General features: G+C 40.3%; 15 protein-coding genes. 9 read left to right on the top strand and 6 right to left on the bottom strand.

Annotated features, from left to right (window positions below):
* Window positions 1-117 precede the first annotated feature (117 nt).
* The gene (locus tag IJE10_04360; protein MBQ2967342.1) at window positions 118-585 is read right to left on the bottom strand and encodes a sigma-70 family RNA polymerase sigma factor; all 468 of its coding nucleotides are present in this window, start codon (window positions 583-585) and stop codon (window positions 118-120) included.
* Window positions 586-1,503: 918 nt separating this feature from the next.
* Between IJE10_04360 and IJE10_04355 the strand changes: the two genes are divergently transcribed.
* The 9 genes from IJE10_04355 (at window position 1,504) to IJE10_04315 (ending at window position 10,335) form a co-directional block, all read left to right on the top strand.
* Window positions 1,504-1,848, top strand: a complete 345-nt coding sequence (locus tag IJE10_04355) for a sigma-70 family RNA polymerase sigma factor (protein ID MBQ2967341.1) — start codon at window positions 1,504-1,506, stop codon at window positions 1,846-1,848.
* A 15-nt stretch (window positions 1,849-1,863) separates the two neighbouring features.
* Window positions 1,864-2,103, top strand: a complete 240-nt coding sequence (locus IJE10_04350) for a helix-turn-helix domain-containing protein (GenBank protein MBQ2967340.1) — start codon at window positions 1,864-1,866, stop codon at window positions 2,101-2,103.
* 507 nt (window positions 2,104-2,610) lie between these two features.
* Window positions 2,611-3,576: a hypothetical protein gene (locus IJE10_04345; GenBank protein MBQ2967339.1), complete on the top strand. Its 966-nt coding sequence runs from the start codon at window positions 2,611-2,613 to the stop codon at window positions 3,574-3,576.
* A gap of 208 nt (window positions 3,577-3,784) precedes the next feature.
* A complete protein-coding gene (locus IJE10_04340) occupies window positions 3,785-6,121 on the top strand; it encodes a hypothetical protein (protein ID MBQ2967338.1) in 2,337 nt (778 codons plus the stop codon).
* 18 nt (window positions 6,122-6,139) lie between these two features.
* Window positions 6,140-7,330: an MFS transporter gene (locus IJE10_04335; GenBank protein ID MBQ2967337.1), complete on the top strand. Its 1,191-nt coding sequence runs from the start codon at window positions 6,140-6,142 to the stop codon at window positions 7,328-7,330.
* Window positions 7,331-7,586: 256 nt separating this feature from the next.
* Entirely contained in the window at window positions 7,587-7,877 is a 291-nt protein-coding gene (locus IJE10_04330) for a PepSY domain-containing protein (protein MBQ2967336.1), read from the top strand.
* 32 nt (window positions 7,878-7,909) lie between these two features.
* Window positions 7,910-8,047, top strand: a complete 138-nt coding sequence (locus IJE10_04325; protein ID MBQ2967335.1) for a rubredoxin — start codon at window positions 7,910-7,912, stop codon at window positions 8,045-8,047.
* Window positions 8,048-8,145: 98 nt separating this feature from the next.
* Window positions 8,146-9,573, top strand: a complete 1,428-nt coding sequence (locus IJE10_04320; protein ID MBQ2967334.1) for an AMP-binding protein — start codon at window positions 8,146-8,148, stop codon at window positions 9,571-9,573.
* 18 nt (window positions 9,574-9,591) lie between these two features.
* The gene (locus tag IJE10_04315; GenBank protein MBQ2967333.1) at window positions 9,592-10,335 is read left to right on the top strand and encodes a DUF1624 domain-containing protein; all 744 of its coding nucleotides are present in this window, start codon (window positions 9,592-9,594) and stop codon (window positions 10,333-10,335) included.
* 20 nt (window positions 10,336-10,355) lie between these two features.
* On the opposite strand, the gene IJE10_04310 is transcribed toward IJE10_04315, so the two are convergent.
* From IJE10_04310 to IJE10_04290, 5 genes are all read right to left on the bottom strand, one after another.
* Window positions 10,356-10,952 carry a 4'-phosphopantetheinyl transferase superfamily protein gene (locus IJE10_04310; GenBank protein MBQ2967332.1) on the bottom strand — a complete coding sequence of 199 codons (597 nt, stop codon included), beginning with the start codon at window positions 10,950-10,952 and terminating at the stop codon, window positions 10,356-10,358.
* A complete protein-coding gene (locus IJE10_04305) occupies window positions 10,949-11,950 on the bottom strand; it encodes an alpha/beta hydrolase (GenBank protein MBQ2967331.1) in 1,002 nt (333 codons plus the stop codon). The genes IJE10_04310 and IJE10_04305 overlap by 4 nt, the downstream gene beginning before the upstream one ends.
* A 99-nt stretch (window positions 11,951-12,049) precedes the next feature.
* Window positions 12,050-13,297: an L-rhamnose isomerase gene (locus IJE10_04300; GenBank protein ID MBQ2967330.1), complete on the bottom strand. Its 1,248-nt coding sequence runs from the start codon at window positions 13,295-13,297 to the stop codon at window positions 12,050-12,052.
* 143 nt (window positions 13,298-13,440) lie between these two features.
* Entirely contained in the window at window positions 13,441-18,558 is a 5,118-nt protein-coding gene (locus tag IJE10_04295; GenBank protein MBQ2967329.1) for a hypothetical protein, read from the bottom strand.
* A 199-nt stretch (window positions 18,559-18,757) separates the two neighbouring features.
* Window positions 18,758-23,860 (bottom strand): hypothetical protein, encoded by a 5,103-nt coding sequence (locus IJE10_04290; GenBank protein ID MBQ2967328.1) that lies wholly within the window; start codon window positions 23,858-23,860, stop codon window positions 18,758-18,760.
* Window positions 23,861-24,001: the final 141 nt, after the last annotated feature.

Genomic DNA, 24,001 nt, shown 5'->3' with positions numbered 1-24,001 from the left:
TACTCATAGTATTTACCTCCATATTTTTGATTTCTTCATTCAGGTCGAAAGGAGCCTGCATGACACTTTTTGTTGTTTCAGCGTGTTTTCTTAATTTGTTTTCCAATTCAGATATTCTCATTTTGCATCTCCTTCCAAAAGAGTTTTGAGTTCGTTAAGTGCCTTTTTAGTTTTGTATTTTACAGTTGAAACGGGTGATTTCAATGTGCGTGCAACCTCGTCATAAGTCATATCGTTATAAAACCTGAGAGTTATGTATATTGACAACTTTGGGCCAAGCTTGCATATACAATCCATTATGCCTATTTCATCTAAAGGCATATCGTAAAATACATTTAGATTATCTGTTAATTCCTCGGTGAATCTTTGTTTTTTCAGATAATCCTTGCTCTTGTTGATTACAATTCTTGTAAGCCATGTTTTGAAAAACTCTTTATTATTTAATGAGTTAAAAGATTTTAATGCCGACAAAATGGCTTCCTGAACACAATCTTTTGCATCTTCGGTATTGTGCAAATAACCGAAAGCGACCAAGAACAAAGACTTTTCACATTCTTTATATTTCTGCTCGAACAGTTCGTACAAATCAAGTCCTCCTTTCGCCTTTGTAAAAGCTCTTACATCTATTAGACGATTCAGAATCGAAAAAAGTCAAATAAATATTATTTTTATTATAGTATTTGCTACAAATTTTTTCAATCCGAAGAAAAATAAAAACTTAATAAAAAACAGATTCACTACCCCTAAATTACATAACATCTTTGAAGAAGACTATAGAAATTCTATCGTTGATAGGTTTTCTATGGTCTTTTTGTTTTTATAAGGCTAATGCGCACTTTCAAAACTTTTTTTAAAGTTCTTGAAATAATTTTTGAATTACCCGTAAAATCTGCGGTATTTAGATGTTACACTAAAATCAGCGGAGAGATAATAAACTTCAAAAAAATCAAAAAAAATTTTCAAAGGTAAAGCTGGCTTTTACCTTTGACCTGTATAATGGGTGTCAAGAAAGGGGAGATAAAAATTTTTGAAAAAAATTTTTTAAATGTGAAGGTTTCTTTCATATTTACCCGATAAAATGGGTTTTAAGAAAGGAGGATTTGAAAAAATATAAATTATTTTTTATAAGGTGAACGGTACGTACACCTTTGATATGTATAATGAAGCTAAACAGATAAATTGTGATACTAAAAAACACAAAAAGCATCACATAAATCTTATCTGAACATTTACAACTGAATAGCACCTTTTTAATCGTAAAGCTGTATGGGCGGCAAAACTGCCAGCACGTTAGTTGATACGCCAAGACTGCCCGACAGGGCACGAGCGAGAACTATCAGACTATAAACCGACTGATTGGCAAATCGGGATGCGATGAAACATACAGCCAGTAATTGATACTTGACTACGGTCCTCGCGGAGAACCCGGGAGAGCTGAAATGCTATGTACGCCGAGCCAACGGCTGTTAAAAAGGGGCATACTACGGATTGGGAGGCGATGATATGATAGCCTATATGCAATACATAATTATAAACTGGTACGACAAAAACAAAACTGATTTTGCTGACTCAGTTCCACTGACTGAAAAAGAAATCAAAAAAGGTTGCAAAAAGATATTTGACAAATTGGTGGTCCGGATAATTATAAACGAGCTTGAAAACGAAATGGTAATAAGTGCAATTCTAAATCTCCACGAGATTGAAAGGATTGTTATTGTTTTGAACATTATCGGCGGCTTGACTGCCGGAGAGATAGCGTACTTGCTTGGCACAAGTGCAAACAACATATATGTGCAGAAAAATAAAGCGTTAAAAAAACTACGTTCGGGACTTGCACATATTGCATAATCAGGAGGTGTTAACATGACCGGAAAATTAAACAGGAACATTGACAAATCAGGGGAATTATTGTATACTATAAGTGAAATAGCGGAAATACTTAAAGTAAACAAAAATTTTGTTTATACTCTGATTAACGCCGGACACCTTAAGTCAATTAAGCTTGGATGCAGGAAAGTTACACGCAAATCTTTACTGGAATTTTTAGAAAAATACGACGGTTTGGATTTTGACGAGATTTTAGCCTGCAAACCCTTGAAATAACTGGCTTTGACGGACTTTTCGTGGGAAATTTTAACTCGTGGGAAATCCGTGGGAAATGGCAAAATCGAAGTAGCAAAAAACGCCGCAAATGCTGATAAAATCAGCATTCCAAAATCAGAGGTTCTTGACGAAGCTCGTCATGGTAAGGGCTTAGAAGGTCTTTTAAAGAGATATTTCAAATAATTGAAATAACAATGAATTCTCAAACCCCTTGACATTAGGTAAAGCCTATTGTCAAGGGGTTTTTGGTATTATTTTTGCATTTTTTTGATGCCACATTGTACGATTTGTTGTAATCTCAACATTTCAGTAAATTTGATGTTCAAACTGGCAACAAATTGCCGGTTAATCTCTTGAAAGCAATGTCCTGCAAGGGTTTGATGGTTGTTATAGAAGCAAATTTTGTTGCCAGTTGCACACACTTTATGAATTTAATTTATATAAACATATTTACATAATAGACAATTTAAGGTATAATTATAAAAAAATAAATTTGGAGGACTTTTTATGAATAAGTCAGTAAAAATATTATCAATTATTTCTATTATACTTTCTCTCATAGGTGTTTTACTTGCTACAGCAATTTTGACATTTCTTTGGGAGCCGATTAATGTTTTGTTAAATAGTCCTGAAGTTATTACGAAAGCTACACCTATTATTCCAAGAGGAAATATGGTATACATATTAGGATGTGTTATTATTTCTTTAGTTCTTCTTGCGAGTTATAAATCAAGAAAGTTTATTGTAATTGAGATTTTATCAATAGTTTTCTTAAGTTTTCTTCTTCCGTATTTAACTTATAGATTGGATTTGAATCAAACTATGCTAACAGGACATCCTATGGGGGAAAATTCTATGGCCATCTTGGGGACTGCAAATAGTATAATGGCTATTCCAGTAGGTTTTGCAAACTTGTCCGTTGCGTTGAGCTTGATAACAAGCGGAATGAGAATTATCGAAAAAGTTATTTCAAACAAGAAAATGCCGATTAATGTATTATCAATACTTTCGGTAATTATTTCTGCTGTTTCATTTTTGATTTCGATAGCTGTATTAACAATCTTCTGGGAACCAATGGTTTCACGCTATGTTTCCTCAGTTGATATTATTAATTACCGACCGATTTTACCCATCGGAAGTGTTTTATACATTGTCGCTTGCTTAATTATCTCAATTATTCTTGTCCTTAGCAAAAAATCAAATGGATCCTTTGCAATTGAGATTATCACAATGTCGCTGTTAGGCTTCGGGGTTCCGGTTTTGATGTGGATTTTAAATTTAGTACAACAATTTAATGTAAATGCTATTGGAATCAGTGCTGTAAGAGAATTTATTATATCAAATAAGGTGCTTGTATCTTCAATTGGCATTATGAAATTATCTTCAGCTATATGCTTGGTGGTTAGCGGAATGCGAATAGCATATAAAAACAATTATAAAAAATTGCAGCAAAAGGCTATTGACAAAAATTAGTCCACGTTGAATTTACAGCCAAAAACTGATATTGAGTAATCTTTTAATAGATGCAATTTTTCTTTTCTTCCATCTGATTCAAACAAAATAAAATCTGTACTTTTTGAGTATGAGGTGATTTTATCCTCATACTCTTTTTTCTTTATGTTCTTGCTTTCTTGAAAGAATAGTGATATAATAACGTAAAATGAATTACGGAGGTAAAAATATGAATCAGCTTTCTCTTAACGGGTTATGGGATTTATCCTTTACAAATCCTGACGATAACAAAATGATTCATACAAAAATTCAGGTTCCGTCCAATGTGGAACCAAAGCTTGTTGAGCTTGGGTTGATTGATGACTATATGCCTGTTGACAACGCGTATGCAACCACAAAATTTGAAATTGTTGACGATTGGACATACACGACCACCTTCCTTACAAAAGATTTGAACGAAGGAAAAAAACAACTTGTTTTTGAGGGTATAGATACAATCGCACAGGTTTATTTAAACGGTGAAAAAATCTTAGATTGCGAAAACATGCACATTGCATATAAATTAGACGTAACCGATAAGCTTAAGGATGAAAATGAACTAAAGGTTATCATCAGAAGCTGTCAGCTTTATGCACAAGATAAACCGCATGATATTTTTTCTGCTCCACACGGCAACTACGGCACCTGGGATATGCTTGCACACATCCGCAAGGCGCGGCATAATGGTGGATGGGACAACGCACCGAGAGTCTTTACAACCGGCATATACCGACCGGTATATATTGAAGTTTTAGATAAAAACCGTTTTGAAGATGTGTATGTGTATACTGAAAGAATTGGCGAAGAAAGTGTTGCCATCGGCGCGTTCTGGCAATACGTTTCGGAAGAAACCAATTGCCTGAAGGATACCATGGTTTACACAATCTCGGATAGAGACGAAATTGTACATACATATTCACATAAAGTGTTTTTCACCCAAGGAAGCTCGCACATAGAAATTCCGAGAGATAAGATTGAACTCTGGTGGCCCGCAGGCTTTGGAAAAGCAAAGCTTTATGACTTAAAAATAGAAATTGTAAGAAACGGGAAATCTGTTGCAAGCTATACGCAAAAGCTTGGTATCCGAACCATAGAGCTTGAAAAAACAGAGTTTGTAGACAGCGATGGAAACGGAGAATTTGTTTTTGTTGTAAACGGAGAAAAAGTGTTTATAAGGGGTACGAACTGGAAGCCACTCCACCCTCTTGGTTCTATTGCGGATGCGCTTACAAGAAATCAAAGAGCACTCAACGAAATTGTAAACTTAAATTGTAATGCCGTTCGTATCTGGGGTGGCGGCATTTACGAAGACAAAGCCTTTTTTGATTTCTGTGATCAGAACGGTCTGCTCATCTGGCACGATTTCATGTTTGCCTGCGAAACACCTGCAACCGAAGAATGGTATTGCCGTATTGTTGCAAAAGAAGCAGAATATGTAATCAAAAAATACCGCAATCATCCGTCTATGGCAATATGGTGTGGCGATAATGAAGACGATGAATGTCTCTCTTGGCATCACCGTTTTTCTCAGGTTGCTCCGAGTAACAATACAATCACACGAAAGATTTTAAAAGATGCTGTAATTCATTTTGACCCCTATCGCGTTTACATAGAAAGCTCGCCTTATGCAAGTGACGACAACTTTAGAGAACGGAAAAAGGGATTGCTTGAACATCACCAGACCGAAACACATATGTATCCTCTGTTCGAAGATTACGAGCAGGAGCTGAAAACCACAAAATCAATATTTATCGGTGAAACGGGTCCGATTGAAATCAATTCGTTCACGGTAAACGAACGCATATTTGAATTGGAAAAAGCACGCCTTGAAAGATTATGGAAAAGTAACGATATTCCTGCTTTCGAACCCCTTCATCAGCTGGACGGATATATGGCAGGTCTGATAAGATGCGGTAAAAATCTTATCAAGAAATTTTTTGAAAAAGATTTTGATTTTACAGACTGGAAGCATCACGCTTTTGCAATCAATCTCATAAGCGCAGAGCTTTTTAAAGATATTATTGAGTACTGCAGAATTTGTCGCTGGTCCAAATCCGGTGTAATCTGGTGGTCGCTTATGGATATGTGGCCCATGATTTGTAACTATTCGGTTATAGATTGCGATTTTAACAAAAAGCTTGCATACCACTGGATTAAACAGTCTCAGCAGGAATTTCTTATCAGCGCGACATCCAAAGAGGTTGGCGGAGATTTATACCTTTACGCCATGAACGATACCCTTTCTGAAAAGAAAGCAGAATACACTGTTACGGCGTATGACAAAGATTTAAACAAAAAACAAATCGCTAAAGGTATTTGGCTGCAGGACAGAAACAGCGCAACTGAAATTCAAAAGCTTGCACCGTCAGATGATGCGGAGCTTTGGATTATTGAATGGTCTGTCGACGGAAAAATATATAAAAACCATGCATTCTCAAAGAAATATACCGATTATGAGACCATGCGCAAATGGGTTGAAATAATCGGTAAAGAATGCGGTTTTATTAATGAAATAACAGAATTTTAACACATAAGAGGTCTACTCATAATGCAACAAAAAAACTATAAAAAAACATTGATTGCCTGCTATCTTGGCTTTGTAACGCAAGCAATATCGGCAAACTTTACACCCTTGCTCTTTCTTACATTTAAAAATGCCTACAACATTTCATTTGAAGAAATCGCACTGATTCCCGTAACATTTTACCTGACTCAACTATTGGTTGATTTAGCAGCGACTAAATTTGCGGACAAAATCGGTTACCGAAAATGTGTGGTAGCATCGCAGTTATTATCCTCTCTGGGGCTGATCCTGATGGCGGTTTTACCGGAACTTATGCCCGTTCCTTTTACAGGAATTATTATATCGGTAATCTTATACGCAATCGGCAGCGGTCTTATTGAGGTTTTGGTAAGCCCAATTGTGGAGGCATGTCCCTTTGAAAACAAGGACAGTATGATGAGTCTATTGCACTCCTTTTACTGTTGGGGTGCGATGGGTGTCATTTTAGGTTCAACTGCGTTTTTTGCCATATTTGGTATAGAATGCTGGAAAGTTCTCACCTTTATCTGGGCACTGATTCCGCTGTATAATACGTTTAATTTCATAAGCTGTCCCATCGAAAAATTAAATGAGGACGGCGGAAGTATGCGTGTAAGACAGTTGCTTGGTGTTCCTGTTTTCTGGCTTATGATTCTTCTCATGATATGCGCAGGTGCATCCGAAGCAACCATGTCCCAATGGGCATCGGCCTTTACGGAATCTGCACTTGGTGTGTCCAAAGCCATTGGTGATCTGGCAGTTCCTTGTCTGTTTGCCTTGTTTATGGGTATCGCCCGCATGTTATACGGCAAAAAAGGCGATAAATTTGATCTTTCCAAAACCATGCTCTTATGTGCATTAGCTTGTACGGCCTGCTATTTAACGGCATCACTCTCCCCTTCTCCGATATTGGGTCTTATGGGATGTGCACTTTGCGGGTTGGCTGTTGGTATTATGTGGCCGGGAACAATCAGTATTTCTTCGCAAAAATGCCCCAGAGGCGGAACAGCTATGTTCGCTTTTTTGGCATTAGCCGGTGATTTGGGCGCAACAGTAAGCCCTGCCACAGTCGGTAAGTTTTCCGAAATGGCAGGCGGTAATTTAAAAATCGGACTATTGGTTGCAACGTTCTTCCCAATCGTTCTGTCCCTTGGTTTGATTATTTTAAACAAAAAGAAAAAAGCAGATAAATAAAATAAACTTTGCTGCGTTTTAACAGCATCGGTAATTCTTAATCCTTCACCAACAAAACATCATCTCTTTCTATGGACGTCAAGTAAGGTAGAGCTTTTACTTGATATCTACCATGCTTCTCTTGGTTCATTTTGAAATTCTGATCCATTTATATCAGGATTCACCAATTAAACGTAGTATATTTATATTGATTTTCTTGAAAAAATGTGATATAATTTTCTTACAAAGATATACTATAAAAGAAAGGATGATTTAAATGAAGAAAAGAGTAATATGCACATTTCTTTTAATCGGTATACTATTATTATCCGTTGCGTGTAACAAACAAAATCCCGATGTTATCGGAGAGGAAAAAGCGATTGAAATTGCGCTTGAAAAAGCAGAACTTTCCCAAAAAGATGTTTTTATGAAACGGACTGAGCTGGACAGAGACAACGGCATCTGGAAGTATGAAGTGGAATTCATAAAAGACGGTATAGAATACAGTGCTGATATCAAGGCTGAAGACGGTACCATACTTTCCTGGGAGATAGATACAAATGATTAATAAACAAAAACGCTTTAAAGGGGGTGAATTAGATGAAATATGTATGCACAGCTTGTGGCTGGATTTACGACGAAGAAGAACAGGGCACAAAATGGGAAGAACTTCCGGAAGATTTCACATGTGAGCTTTGCGGTCTCGGCAAAGATGTCTTTGAGCCTGTCGAAGAATAACTATAAATGGCGACATCTTCGGCAAGCGGTTTGCATTGCAAGCCGCTTGCTTTTTTTACTTAAAATGTTATAATAAATAAAAAAAGCGGGGTGATAAAATGGTCTGTAACATCGCTGAAATTTTAAACAGCTGCGCCGTGAAAAACAATCCGGATCATTATATATTTGAAAAAAAGAACGGTGCTTTTACTCCGCACACATTTTCAAAATTTTATGACGATGTTCACAAGGTTGCCTCTTATCTGACAAGCAAAGGTTACGCAGGAGAAAAAATCATCATTTGTGCAGAAAACTCTTACGCCTATATGGTTGCAGACATCGCAATCATGGGGTATGTCGGTATTTCTGCCGTTGTACCCAAAGAGTGGTCCTGCAAGGAATTAGCCTGCATATGCGAGCAACTGAACAGCAAATGCATCATATTTTCACCAAGTAAACAAGACTGCATCGCAAAACTGTCAAAGCTTTTTCCGGCCGTTGAATGTATTTCAACAGATGTACTTTTAAGTTTACCTGCAGGTAAAGCAACACTCGTTCCCGGAAAAAGCATGGACATAGCAAAAATTTTCTTTTCATCAGGCAGCACAGGGTTTTCCAAAGCCGTAACGCTTACACAGAATAACATGTTTGCAAACTTTGAAGGGTTAACCAGACGCGCACCCATGAACAGCAGTGATGTAAGTTATTTATTTTTACCACTTCACCATGTATATGGCGGTATTTGCAATTTTTTATATTCCTTGCTTTTTGGAATGTCTGTCTACCTTTGCAGTGATGTTAAAAGCATTCTGTCCGAGCTTAAAGAGGTACAGCCAACCGTTTTATGTGCCGTTCCATTGATTTGTGAACGCATTTACAGTATTTGTCTGTCTCAAAAATGCTCGCCGAAAGCTCTCCTTGGCGGTAGAATCAGATATTTGTTCATCGGCGGTGCCGGACTGGAGCCTGCAATTGTAAAGTTTTTTAAGGATAACGGAATCAATTTGCTTTGCTCTTACGGATTAACCGAAGCAGCGGCACTTGTAGCCCTTGAGTATCCCAATCGCAACGAAAACACTTGTGCCGGTACAATCATGGAACACATAACCGTTAAAATACTTGAACCAAGCGCAGAAGGAATCGGTGAAATCCTGATAAAAGGTGCAAACGTCACCCCGGGCTACTACGGAAACCCGGAGTTGACTGACGCATCCTTTGACCTGGACGGTTTTTTCAGAACAGGTGATTTAGGTTATGTAAAAAGCAATAAACTTTATATTGTGGGGCGTAAAAAAAGAATCATCCTTTTCTCCAATGGTGAAAACGTGTATCCCGAAAAAATCGAAGCACTGTTTGATGCATTTGAAGGCATAAACAAAGTCAAAGTTTTTGAGAAAAATAAAAAAATTGTTGCCGCATTTTATATAAAAGATAAATCTGTTTGCATAGATAAAATTGTAGAAGATGTAAATAAAACACTTCCGGGCTATGCACGGATTTTTGAATATGATGTTTATTCCGACAGCTTAGATGTGCGCATTAAATAGCATTGGAGGTTGTCATTTATGACACAGAAAAAAGAACGTTATGCAATCTTAGACATTCTTCGCGGATTTGCAATATTGAACATGGTTGTTCTGCACGGCATATGGGATTTAATTTACATTTACAACATAGAGATTCCGTGGCTTGATTTCGACAAGACTTTTTATTACCAGGAGCTTGGCAGGTGGCTGTTTGTATTGCTTTCCGGCTTTTGCAGACCGTTAAGCCGTCAGAAAATCAGCAGAACGCTTGTTGTGCTGGCTTTTTCTTTGATTATAACAGCTGTTACTTTAGTTGTATTTCCCGACTCGCCTATACATTTTGGGATTTTAAGCTTAATCGGAACAGGCATGCTTTTGATGCCTGTTTTAGACAAGCCCCTCAAAAAAGTGAACCCGTATATTGGTTTCATCTTGTTTGTTCTGCTGTTTGTACTGACAAAAAATGTTTCGTTTGGCTATATCGGATTGGGGCATTTCAAAGCAAAGTTGCCTGAATTTCTTTATTGTAATTTATTTACTGCTTACCTGGGATTTCCTGCACCGGATTTTTATTCATCCGATTATTTTCCGCTTGTTCCGTGGCTGTTTTTATACGAAGCCGGTTTTTTTCTGCATCACATTTTTAAGCAAAGAGACTGGCTGAAGCATCTTTCCTGCATACGCATACGCTGGCTGGAATGGATTGGAAGAAACACCCTTTACATTTACGTTTTACATCAACCGATTATTTACGGTGTTCTTTATTTTATATTTGGATATTAAAAAACGGTGAGCAGACTTGTTCACCGTTTTATTGTAACTGTATGCAAAATATAGTCACCAATTTTGATTTTCTCCTTTTCAAGTTCCTTTGAAAAAGTGTCTACTCTTTGAAATCGGGTGATTCCCGTGCCAATACATTTAAAATATGCTTCTTTGGCAGTCCAGATTTCAAAAAAACGTTCCATCTGAACGTCTGACAACGGTTCTTTTTCGGGCATTTTGCCCAAAACATACGAAAGTTCATTGGCTTTACAAACACGCTTCACAAGATTTACAGAAACCGGACGGCATTTTTGGATGTCTATGCCGATTTCCGTATCAGAAATTGCAACAGCAACCATATCACCGGAATGGCTGATGCTGAAATACAGCGGAAAATCAAGCACAAAGGGTTTTCCTTTTTCCGTCTCTGAAATTTCCATTTTATCAAATGGAATGCCGAAATGTGTCTCTATCATTTGACGAGCCAGAAATTCGCCCGCTAACGTCATTTTTTTATCTGTATCACGCAATGCTTTTAACACCTTTTGACGCCGCATCGGACTCATTGCGTAAAAGGTTTTGGTTAAGTCTGTGTCCGAAATATCCGATAAGAAGAGGTAGCGGATCTCCTTCATGACGTAACACTCCCCTTTCTGTCAGAATCAAAAAAAGCAAAAACTTTTTCCAGATAAGCTTGCAAATCCGTATCCTTTTGTGTGTACAAGCTATGCTTGGCGTGCTCTAAACATTTGAATTTGCACTTGAGCTGTTTTGCAAGCTTTTGCTGCGGTTTATTCTCAACAACTGTATCCTGCCCTGCACTGACCATAAAAATTTCAGCATGGATTTGGCGGAGGTTCTTTTTATCAAAAAGCTTTTCAATAACCCCCAACGCTTCATAATTCCAACGGTGCGAAGCAGTAGAATACTGATATTTCGGCTCGGCAATACGGTAATTTAAAATACGTTTAAACCGACATTCACTTAAATCACTGCTGTAAATATATTTCTGATTCGGATCAAAAAAAGCATTTTCAGTTGATTTGGCGGTCCAGCCATCCTTTCCGGCATTCTTTTTCACCAGAAAACGCAGCACTTTCCGCGGAAGAGACATACAGACCGGATAAACCATCGGAGCGGAAAGAAGTGCTTTTTTTACAGTTTCATTATGTGCCGAAAGATATAAAAGTGCCACCGCTCCCCCCATGGAATGCGCATACAGATAAACGGGAATTTTCTGACTTTGCGGTAACACAACCGTCTGTATAACACAGTGTAAATCCTCCACATAATCCTCAAAACGATTGATATGGATAACCGTTTCATCTTCCGTTTCCCTGTGTGACAGACCATGTCCTCTTTGGTCATACAGAAACACATTGTAGCCCATCTGCAGGAAATATAAAGCAAGCTCGCAATATTTTTTTGTAAACTCTTTAAAGCCATGCACAAATACAACACTCGCCCTTGGATTTTCAGCAAGATAATACACACAAAAAAGCTTTGCGTCATCAAAAGAAGTTACGGTATCATAATTTGCGTATTTTTCAAGTTCCTGCTCAGCTTTAAGCATTTCTGATTCGTAAAGCGCATCCTGTATCACATCAAACCGGTATGTGGGTTGATACCGCATTTTTTCACTCCCTTTAGAAATTTTCCGAATATAGTATAACACATTTTTCAAAAAAGAACAAGAAAAACACCGAAAATATCTTTTCGGTGTTTTTTAAGATTAGTTTCTCTTAAGTAATACGTCTGCTTCGTATTTTTTAACATCCTTAAGCCAATCAAGACCAACGGGGACATTTTCACGTTCGCAGTATTCGTTCCATACATCTGCCCAGGGCATAGATTTTAATTCTTCTAAAATTGCAAGTCTGGAGGTATAGTCGAATTTATGTTCGTAATCCTTAAGTGCCGAAGTCGGTTCAAGTAAGCCGATTAAGAATGCTTTTAATGTATTTCTTGTACCGATTGTCCATGCCGCGATACGGTTAATGGAAGCATCAAAGAAGTCAAGACCGATTGCAATCTTATCAAAGAAGTTGTTTCTTGCAATCTCGGCAGCTAAGGTCTGCAGTTCATCATCCAAAATAACTACATGGTCAGAGTCCCAACGAACCGGACGGGAAACGTGAAGCAGAATACCCGGAACAAAATCAATAATACCTGTGATTTTATTGGAAACCACTTCTGTGGGATGGAAATGACCGGTATCTAAGGTAATGTACTTCTGATTCTTTACAGCATAGCCGGTATAAAATTCATGAGAGCCAATTACACAGCTTTCAGAGCCGATACCAAACACCTTGCTTTCTACAGCATCCACATTCCATTTTGTTTCTTTAGCAAAAACCTGATCCAGAGAATCGTTCAAAAGCTTTCTGGGTGTATAACGGTCAACAGGAATATCCTTAAAGCCGTCCGGAATCCAGAGGTTATTCATAACCTTATCCTGCAGCTGTTCACCGATATATTCTGCAATTTCTCTGCCCTTGATGCAGTGTTCAATCCAGAATTTACGGATATCATCGTTAACATGGCTTAAAGTAAAGCCGTCAGCGGAAAGCGGATGTGAGAACAAAGTGTGGTTATAGTCAAGACCAATCTTGTTTTCTTTTGCCCAGTCAATCCAGCCTTGAAAATGTTTAGGTTCTAATTTATCACGTTCAACCTTTTCACCATCCGTTTCAGCATAGGACGCATGGATGCTGATTTTGTGTTTGCCGGGAATATATGTAAGCATTTTCACAATATCGGAACGCAATTCCTCGGGCGTTCTTGCTTTACCGGGATAATTACCGGTTGTCTGGATACCGCCGGTTAAATCGCCATCCGGATTTTCAAAACCACTTACGTCATCACCCTGCCAACAATGAATGGAAACAGAGATTTTTTTAAGTGCCTCAATGGCTTTTTCAGTATTTACGCCTATCGCAGCGTATTTTTCTTTTGCAATTTCATATGCAGTCATATTCATTTCCTCCTTTTTGTTTTACTCTATATTTATATTTTAGTATATTTTTCCCAAAAAATCAATGGTCTTTTTTTACTTTATAGTATTTTTATATAAACTGTAAAAAAATGCAAACATACATCAGTATGCTTGCATTTTTTGTTATTTTATTCCTGCGGACAAACTTTAAGGACAAATTTGTGGCCCTTGCTGTTGTCAGTGTAGACAGATGAGTCAACCTCAGCTGTTTCCTTGACAACCAATACATAAGCTGTGTCACGGAACTCTACGTTTGAAATATAGCTTTCGAACGGAATCTTTTCGCTGCCGTTTACCAACTCACCTTTTACAATTAAGCCGATGGCATCTTTTGCTTCTTTGATTTCAAACGGAATCGCTGTCTTGCTTACCACAAAGCGGAAGACACCGGGCTGCATACCCTGTGAACCGTAGGTCAAATCAAACGCATCAAACTTTAATGTATTTGCCGGTACACTTGCATTTGTATCTGTACCTGCAACAGGCGCCTGCTGTTTGGTAACACCTGTTCCCTTCAATTCAGAATTTGCAAGGGTCTTTAAGGTGCCGCCACCGTAGGATGCTTTTGTGCCGTCTGCTTTTTCCACTTCAATTGTGTAAGTGAATTCTGCATTCGGGTCATCCACCTTAATGAGCCATTCCAAGCCCTGGGTGGTATCCGTTACAGTTTTGGTTTCACCGTTTACGGTATATGTGAGGGTTGCGCTCTTCACATCATCGGTAGTATCGGAGATATAGATGTATGCATGATAGAAATCATCCACAACCTGGATTACATAACCCAAACCGTTAGTGTGTGCACTCATGGTAGAACCAAGCTCATTGGAGTAGCTGTACTCACGAACATATTTCGGAGTTTCTACCGCAATATCCTTAATAACCAATGCTCGCATACCCTTAGACGGAATTGTTACGGTAAACGCACCATTTACGATGTCCACAGTAGATTTGTTACCGTTTTCATCATAAAGTGTTGCGGTGGTATTGATAGATTCTGCATTCGGAATCTTAGCACCCAATTTAACAGTGGTGGTAAGTTCCTTATTATCTTCGTTCATCAGTTCGATACCTAAAACGCCGTCTTTCTTTGCAGTGATGTAGTCAATATTGATACTGTCGGGATTAATGATGTCTCTGTCAATCCAGAGCCACATATCTTCTTCATCATAGAACTTACCTGCGGCGTGACCGAATTGGTAAGAATTAAAGTATGCATAACCGCTCTGGTACAGATACGGGAAGTCTACATTGCCGTTGGATTTTGCCCACGCTTCGTTGATTAAGAAATCTTCTACCATTGCCAGATAAATCGGAATATGGTGCCAGTAAAGCGATGTGATGTCAGGTCCTTTGTAGGGATAATCTGCATGCATCGGGCTGCTTACATAGCGGTCAATATAGTAACCGGGATAGTTCTGGTAACGACCTACAATCGCGTTTCTTGCCTGGGTTTCAAACCATTCATCGCCTGTGTACTTGGAAAGTCTTACCATCATACCCAACCAGTTGTTCATGGTAATTACGTTACCGTGACCGGGGGTGGAAGAATGCTCGGTGCCGTGTGCGGTAGGTGCAGCCAGCCAGCCGGGAATTTCTTCTTCCGGAATCATGATTCCGGTTCCCATATCGTAAAGCTCTTTTGCACTATAGTCAAAGCCGTCTTCGTTACCGGGTCTCCATTTCTGTTCCCCGTGCCAGAAGAAGTTATAGCCTGCAACGTCTACATTAACGGGACGTTTAACAACTTCGGCAGGATCTACACGAACGGTGTTGGTTGCGTAATCATTCTGATAGCCGGTTGTCCAGATAACAGTCATCAAGAGTCTGCCGGCTTCTTCAGCGGCATCCAAATACTTCTTATCGCCTGTTAATTCGTATGCTGCAGTCAAGGTAGCAGTTATTGTAATATAGTCACCGTAAACAAAGCCGTTAATCAGATATTTTTCTCGACCTGCACCTGTAAATGCATTGTTTGCCATATATTTATCAGCAGTCTCAATCAAAGCTTTCTTATCTTCTTCAGAGCCTGTGTATTTATAAACCGCACCTGCATGGGTTACACTGCTTTTACTTGCATTTGTGATTGCATGATTTAAAAGATACGGCATTCTGCCCTGGGACATTTCATACATACCGCCCCAAACAGAGGCACCATAAATGTTTGCATAACCTGAAAGAGGTGCCATGGATTTTGCATAGCTTTCTGTGGAATACTCATGCGAAGGCAGGAAGTGTGCGCCACCTCTGGAAAGTACATACGCAATGGTGGGAACAACTCTTTCTTCTAAAAGTTCAGGGTCTTCCGAGAGCAGATATCTCTGGAACAAAATCATGGAGTTGGACTGTGAAACAAGGTTTTGGCCTTCCATGTTGTACCAGCCCATCCAATCATCGCTCCAACCACCATAGAAATCATCCTTCATCAAATCTACGATGTTGTAGATAGAATCATTGATAGAGCCATAGTAGTTGGTACGAAGGTCGGTATTGTTATACATATCAACCGCAACGTGCTTAAAGGTATCATACCAGTATTCAAAGCGGTTTACAATTCTATAAGAGAAGTTATAGGTATCCCCTGCCGCAAAGGTACATCTGTCTGTACCAAGCATAGGTGCAACCAACGAGGGACGAACCTTACCGCTTGTTGTATAGAAAATTGTACCAAAATCGGAGGTATCAGGATGTGTATAACGCTGGTCAACACAAGTCGGGTCTACTACAAGACCTGAAGTCAGTTCCAATCCGGGAGTTTTCTTGTTATTGTCAGCGGTAAAATACAAGGTGTTCATAGGTGTGAACATCCAGGGCTGTGTAATAACAACCGGAGAATCCGGAATGTCGTGCTTTACATAAAGCATCGGTGCAGTTACAGTATGGAAATCTTCCATTTCAACACCGTCACCGTTAAACATCGAGAAGGAATAGTCACCGGGCTGATTGAAAGTTGCATCAATTGAAACCTTAAGGTCTTTTACCAAATCGTCAAACGAATAGGTTGCAGAGAATGCAACTTTATCGTTTGCCGGGAAGTACAGCTTCACTTCGGAATCCGAAACCTTAATAAAATCGTCCGGAATCAACCATGTGGTATCACCCATACGGTAATAGTTATCCACGGTACCCGAAATGGTCGTGCCGTTTTTATTTACAGACAAACCGATGCCCGAACCAATAGCGTTATTTGCAAGATCAGTTGTTGCGGCAGATTTCATTAAGAAACCGCTTTCTTCGTTCTTGCCCTTTACAAGCTGCCAGTTGCCGCTCGGGTCTTTTGCAAAGATTTCATACTGTACAATATTGCCTTTAGAGGAGGCACCCTGATAGAATACCACCTTTGTAGTTTCATTTTCAATCGAATCGGTTTTTGCAACCGCAATATCTTCGGTAACATAGCCCGGATACGTTGCGGGCAAAATTTCATCCAGCGCATTATAAGGTGCTGCAATCTTGCGAAGATCCGATTCAGATGCGGGCGGAACAAAGTCTACGTCCGAGGTTAAGAATGCACCGTTAAAACGAGCAAAGAAGCCGGAAGTATCCAGCAGCTCTAAGTTGTAACTGCCGGGCTGTAATTCATAAGTACCTGCTTCTTCCCAGGCAAAGCCTTCTTTACCGTGGTCACCAAACTTTTCCGGATATTTTTGACCGTTAAAGCTGATGTGGAAGTAACGGGAACCGGGCTTGTTGGTTGCATAGTCTTTCGCACGAATCCAAAGCTTATAAGTACCTGCTTTGGTAATGTTAAAGGTTGCAACAGCGGGTTCTGCACCGTTTCCGTCAAAGCCATTCTCATTGCTTGCAACAGAAATACCCTGTAACAAACCGTCAGGCTGGCTGGACCATGTACCAAGCGTACCAAAGCTGTCACCGGTTACATAAAATGCATACGGCACTTCATCTGCTTCGATATATACACTCTGGGTTGCATCTTCCCATTCTACATAGCAACCAAACGCTTCGGATACAAAGCGCAACGGCACCATGATTCTGTCATTTAAAAGCACCGGAGGCTGATCCAGATATTTCGGTTCACCTGCAATGGTTGCCGTGTTCGAGCCAACCGTTACGGTTACAATTGTACCGTTTCTTTTTGCAATTGCAGTTTCAGTCGCATCATCCCAGGAAACATCACAGCCGAGCTTTTCAAAAATGGCACGGAGCGGTACCATGGTTCTGTCGTTCACTAAAACGGGGTCTACATCAAACTGCATCCATTCGTCATTGAATTTAACAGCGATATCGGTTTTCGGTCTGTTGGGATCGATTTTAACCTCGTTGTTTTTTTCAAAGGGTACAACTTTAGTCGGATCATATGTATTGGTGTTCACAATTTCCACTAAAGTCGGCAAGCTGTTTACCGGTTCAAAGCGTTTGTCATCGGTTACACAAACCATATCAAATCTTCCGTAATGACCGCTGGTGTGTATCATGGAAAACTCGTGCGCACCGGCTTTTAAATCAACCGAGCCTGCAAGCTCCCAAGCAAAACCTTCCTGACCGTGCTTACCCAACGTGTTCGGTAAAGTTGTACCGTCAATTGCGGCATTCATATAGCGTGTACCGGGACGGTCGCCTGCATAGTCTCTTGCACGCACCCAGATATAGTAGGTTTCATCGTAAGGTAAAACCAGATCAGCAGAAGCTGTTGCACCCGCTGCACCGCCACCGTAAAGGTTGCCGAGCTGAGACTGGGTATCGTTTGCCCAACCGCCTAACTCATTCTGGAAGTTTACTTTGTTTAAGAAATAGTAAACACAGTTTTCTCTGTATTTCATGGGGACAGGTGTTTCATCCGTTTCAACCACAATCTGCGAAGGCTTAATCTCTACCTTTACAATTTCGGGGTACACCTTAAGGTTAAAGGTGTGTGGCGGATATTTGTTTGTTACATCTCGCCATTCAGAAGCAGGAACTTCCTCTGTTCCGGGAATAATCAGAACGCTGCTGCCGTCACGCAGTTCAACGCCTGTAATTCTGCTGGAAAAAGGAATGGTTTTTCCTTCTGCCTCAAATTCACCTTCTACTTTGAGGTTCAGCATATTGGTTGCTGTCACCTCGAAAGGAATGCTTGCGTTGGATACAACAAAGCGAAAGCTTTCCTTCATATCATAGCCGTGTGTGCCGTATTTTAAGTCAAAAGGCTCAAAATCCGTCTTTGTATCTGCTGCAAAAGCAGACAGTGCCGGCATGCATGAAAGAACCATCACTAAGCTTAAAACCAACGCCAGGATTTTTCTTGTCATGTTCATCTCTCCTTTTTATTTTTTTTAATTATACCATAATTAAAACATTTTGTAAAGGTACAAAACGCATTAATTAGTGGACAAAACAAAACTATTTGTCTATTATTATACATAAAATACTTTTGACTGTCAATGTTGTTACTTACGAAAATTTTTCGAAAAAACAGGAGCAACGCATTATTTGCGTTGCTCCTTATCTTTATCTCGATAATGTGATTTGAATAAATTTATGTGTTTTTGCTTTGTCGTTGTCATAGTCCTTAACGGGCATATCCTGAGTAGGCTTCACAAGCAGGGTTGTACCGCCATCCGAACGCTCTTCATTACCTGCAAGTGTAGTTTCAACCGTTGTTTCTTTACCGGATTCCACTTCCTTCATGATAATGGTTGCCTTTACATTCTTTAAAATATTCTTGGTTGCGTTAAACGGAAGTTGACCTGCCGGAATAACCAGACGGATATATCCGCCACCGGTCCCCTGTGCCTTATAAGTCACATCAATGGGGTCAAAGTTCGGAAGTGCGGGATCTAATTCGCCTGCAACAACCGGAGGTGCAGAAACATCTACGCCGGTACCCTTAAGGGTGGAATTTGCAAGTGTTTTCAGTGAACCGCCACCATAGCTTACTTTGTTGCCATCAAGATTTGTCACTTCAATGGTATACTTGAATTCTGCATTGGGATCATCCACCTTAACAAGCCATTCAATACCCTGGGTGGTATCGGTAACAGATTCTGTCTTGCCGTTCACAGTATAAGTAAGTGTTGCACTCTGAATCTGCTCAGAGGTGTCGGAAATGTAAACGTATGCATGATAGTAATCATCGGTAACCTGAATCACATACCCCTTACCGTTGGTGTGTTCCGATGCGGTAGAGCCAATTTCGTTCGAATATTTGTACTCTTTTACAAATGCAGGTGTTTTTACTTCAATATCCTTGATTACAACTGCTCTTAAGCCTTTGGAGGGAATGTTTAACGTAAACTGACCGTTTACCACGTCCGCTTCAGCCTTATTGCCGTTTTCATCATATACGATTGCTTTGCCGTTTACAGCAGTTGCATTCGGAATCTTATCGCCCAAAGTGATGGTTGTGGTGCGTTCAGCATTGTCCTCGTTCATGAGTGCCAAGCCTAAAACGCCGTCTTTGCGAGCCGCTACATAGTCGATGTTGAAGTTATCTACTTCGATAATGCCACGGTCGAGCCACAACCACATATCATTTTCGTCATAAAACTTACCTGCTTCCTGACCGAAGTGGTAAGAATTAAAGTATGCATAACCACTCTGATACAGGTGTGGCCATTCAATATGACCGTTGGATTTCGCCCATGCTTCATTGATTAAGAAGTCTTCAACCATGGTCAGGAAAATCGGAATATGATGCCAGTATACCGAAGTCAGGTCAGGTCCTTTATACGGGTAATCAGGATGCATGTGGTGTGTGATGTAACGGTCGGTATAATAACCGGGATAGTTGGTATATCTGCCAACCAGCGCGTTTCTCGCCTGAGTTTCAAACCATTCGTCACCGGTATACTTAGACAAACGAACCGCAACACCTGCCCAGTTGTTCATGGTAATAATATTACCGTGACCGGGTGTTACCAGATGCTCGGTACCCTGACCGGTTCTGGACGGAAGCCATCCGGGAACATCTTCTTCGGGAAGAGCCAGAACGCCTGCATTAAACAGATCCTGTGCAGTCTTAGCTTCACCGTCCACGTTACCCAGTCTCCACTTTTCTGCACCATGCCACCAGAAATTATAGTTTTCTGCATTCAGGCGACGGGCGGTGGTTTCTGCCGGGTCTATATGATAGGTGTTTGTGGTATAATCATTCTGATAACCGGTTGTCCATACAGAGGTCATAAGCAGTCTGCCTGCTTCTTCAGCCGCATCTAAGTACTTCTGATCGCCGGTTAATTCGTATGCTGCCACCAAAGTGGAGGTCATGATGGTATAATCACCAAACACAAAGTTGTTTACAAGCTCATCCTCACGGTTTTTGCCTACCATGGGATTGTTCGCTAAGTACGCATCCGCTGTTGCAATCAATTCCTTCTTGTAGGCTTCATCACCGGTGTATTTATACATTGCACCAAGGTTAGAAACAGAATCGTTGCTTGCTTCACGCAATGCCAAGTCTAAAAGATACGGCATTCTGCCCTGCGACATTTCATACATACCACCGTAGGTAGAAACGCCGTAGCCGGATGCGATACCGCTGAGCGGAGCCATGGGAGAAGCATAGTTTGTGGTAGATGTTTCTCTCGACGGCATAAACGATCTGCCACCTCTGGAAAGAGAATATGCAATGGTCGGAACAACACGTTCGTTCAGTAAAGTTTCATCTTCTGTAAGCAGATATCTCTGGAACAGAGTCAGGAAATTTGACTGGGTAACCAAGTTTTTACCTTCCATATTGTACCAGCCCATCCAGTCGTCATCCCATCCGCCATAATCATCGTTTAACATCAGCTCGGTGGTGTTGTAGATGGTATCATTTAAAGAACCGTAGTAGTTGGTACGGATATCATTACAATTGTACATATCAATTGCAATGTGCTTATAGGTATCATACCAGTCTTCAAAGCGGTTAATTACACGGTAAGAGAAGGTATAGGTATCCCCTGCTTTGAAGTTAGAGTCGTTTGCACCCATTGCAGGCGCAACCAGATGCGGACGAACCTGACCGCCGGTTGTATAGAATACAGTACCAAAATCAGCCGTATCCGGATGTGCCACATGCTGTGCTACACAGGTCGGATCAACTGCAAGGCCTGCAGTTAATGCTCTACCCGGTGTTTTTACGTTGTTGTCTGCTGTAAAATGCAAGGTGTTCATAGGTGTGAACATCCAGGGTTCGGACAGCAGGATGGAGGTTTCAGGAAGCGCGTGCTTTACATAAACCATCGGTGCAGTAACGGTATCGAACTGTTCGGGCATCACACCGTTACCATTATACATTTCAAAGGAATATGCCCCGTCGTTTTCAAAAGATGCATGGATTGTTACCTTAAGGTCATCTACAAAATCGTCAAAGGAATAGGTTGCGCTAAAAGTTACACCCTGCTTAGGCGCAAAAGTCAGCTTAACTTCCTTGTCGGAAATCTTTTCAAAATCAGCAGGCATTAACCATTCGGAAAGACCCATACGATAGTAATTGTCTGTTGCGCTGGAAACTTCAAATCCACCAATATCAGCCACAATACCTACCGGAGATCCCATGGTTTTGCTGGAAACCGATGCCTTCTTTGCATACATCATCAAAAAGCCCTGGTCTTCGGTTTTATCCTTAACAAGTACCCATTCACCGTTCGCCTTGTCTTTTGCATACAACTCATACTGTACCAACGCACCCTTAGAAGATTCACCCTGATAGAATACGATTTTATTGGATTCATTTTCAATGGAATCCTGTTTTACTGCCGCAATATCCTCTTTTGCATAAGCCGGATAGCTGGGCGGTAAAATCTCATTAAAGCGATTATACGGTGCAACCACCTTACGCAGTTCTGTATCATCGTCTGAGGGAACAAAATCCAGTTCGGAAGTAACTAAAACGCCACCGAATCTTGCATAGAAGCCGGAGGTATCAATAAGTTCTAATTTATATGAACCAGGCTGAAGCTCGTGCACACCTGCTTCTTCCCAGCCGTAACCAGCCTTACCGTGATCACCGAATTTATCGGGATATCTTTGTCCGTTAAACGCAACATGGAAGTAACGCGAGCCGGGTTTGTTGGTCGGATAGTCTTTGGAACGAACCCAGATTTTATATGTACCTGCTTCATCAATGTTGATTGTGGTTTCAGCAGGTACAGCACCTTCGCCGTTAAATCCTTCTTCGTTTTTGGAGTCGGAAATACCCTGCAGAATTTCAACCTCGCCGTCCTTGCTGTATTTCCAGGAACCAAGAACTGCAAAGCCGTTGGCATCAATATAAGTTGCGTCAACCGGTTCTTCCGCAAAGATAAATACAGTCTGCGAATCATTTTCCCATTCTACACCGCAGCCAAAGGCTTCAGATACAAAGCGAAGCGGTACTAAAGTTCTGCTGTCAATCAGCACGGGAGGCTGATCTACATAAGCCGGATTGCCGGCAACACTTGCTTCATTACTGCCAATGGTAACTGCTACGGTTCTGCCGTTTCTTTTTGCGATAACGGTCTGGGTTTCGTCAATCCATTCCACATCACAGCCAAGTCTTTCAAAAATAGCTCTTAAAGGAACCATAGTTCTGTCGTTGATAAGCTGCGGTTCCACATCAAAGGTCATGTATTCACCGTTGAAATTTACTGCAATTTCTGTATTCGGTCTGTTCGGATCTGCCGGAAGCGGACTGTTGTCTGCTACAACCTTAGATGCATCATAGCTCTCACCCACTACAATATCTTTTAAGGTTGTAAGACTGTTTACGGGCTTGAAAACACTGTCGTTGGTTACGCATACCATATCAAACTTTGCATAAGCGGTAGCTGCAACCACAGATAAATCGTATTTCTGACCTGCAATTAAGTCGATTGTACCCGCGAGCTGCCATACATAGCCTTCACCTAAATGATTACCAACCTGATTCGGAAGCTGTGTTTCGTTGATTTCAACCACCGAACGTCTGGAACCGGTCTTGTCAGTTGCATAATCGCGGGCACGAACCCACACATAATAGGTTCCGTCTCTGCCAACCGTTAACGCAGAGGTCGCACGGCAATCTTTTTTGTTGTAAGCATCAAAATTCTTAAAAGGAGAATCCTGCCCTACATTCCAGGTTCCTTTGTTATCCAGGAAATTGTCTGTGTCCAAGAAATAATAGAGCTTGTTTGCTCTGTAAGGCATTTCCTGCACCGGACCGTCATCCTGAATCACAATGCTGGTTTCCTCCTTGGGCGCTTCATAAATTTCCGGATAGATTTTACACTTAAAAGTATGTTTTTTGGTTTTGGGTTCAGAATCCGGGAATTCCTTTACGGTAACTTCCTTAGTTTGCGGAACAACCAAAACAACCTTGGGATCACGCATTTCTACACTTTTAATGTAGCTTTCAAAAGGAATAGAACCGCCATCGTGTTCTAAAACCCCCTTTACCGCAAGGTTTAACATATTGTCTTCGGTGATTTCAAAAGGAACATCACTTTTTAAGACAATAAAACGGAATGTGCCGTTTTCTTTCATGCCGTGAGAAGCATATTTCAAGTCAAAGGCTTCAAAATCCGTTTTTGCTTCTGCAAACACCGAAATGCCTGCAAAAAGAGACATAAGCATAGTCAGTACTAAAAATGATGCTATTGTCTTTTTCATGTTCTTCATCTCTCCTTTTCATTTTTCTTGTGAATACAAATCCACTTATACCATTATTATAAAACATCATTTTGTTCAAATCTTATATTAATGATATAAAAAAATGCACAAATGACACTTTTTAAGCCTTCGAAGAAACGG

It is taken from the genome of Clostridia bacterium, assembly GCA_017410375.1.
Classification (GTDB): Bacteria; Bacillota; Clostridia; order RGIG6154; family RGIG6154; genus RGIG6154.
This window is presented reverse-complemented; position numbering and strand designations above follow the sequence as displayed.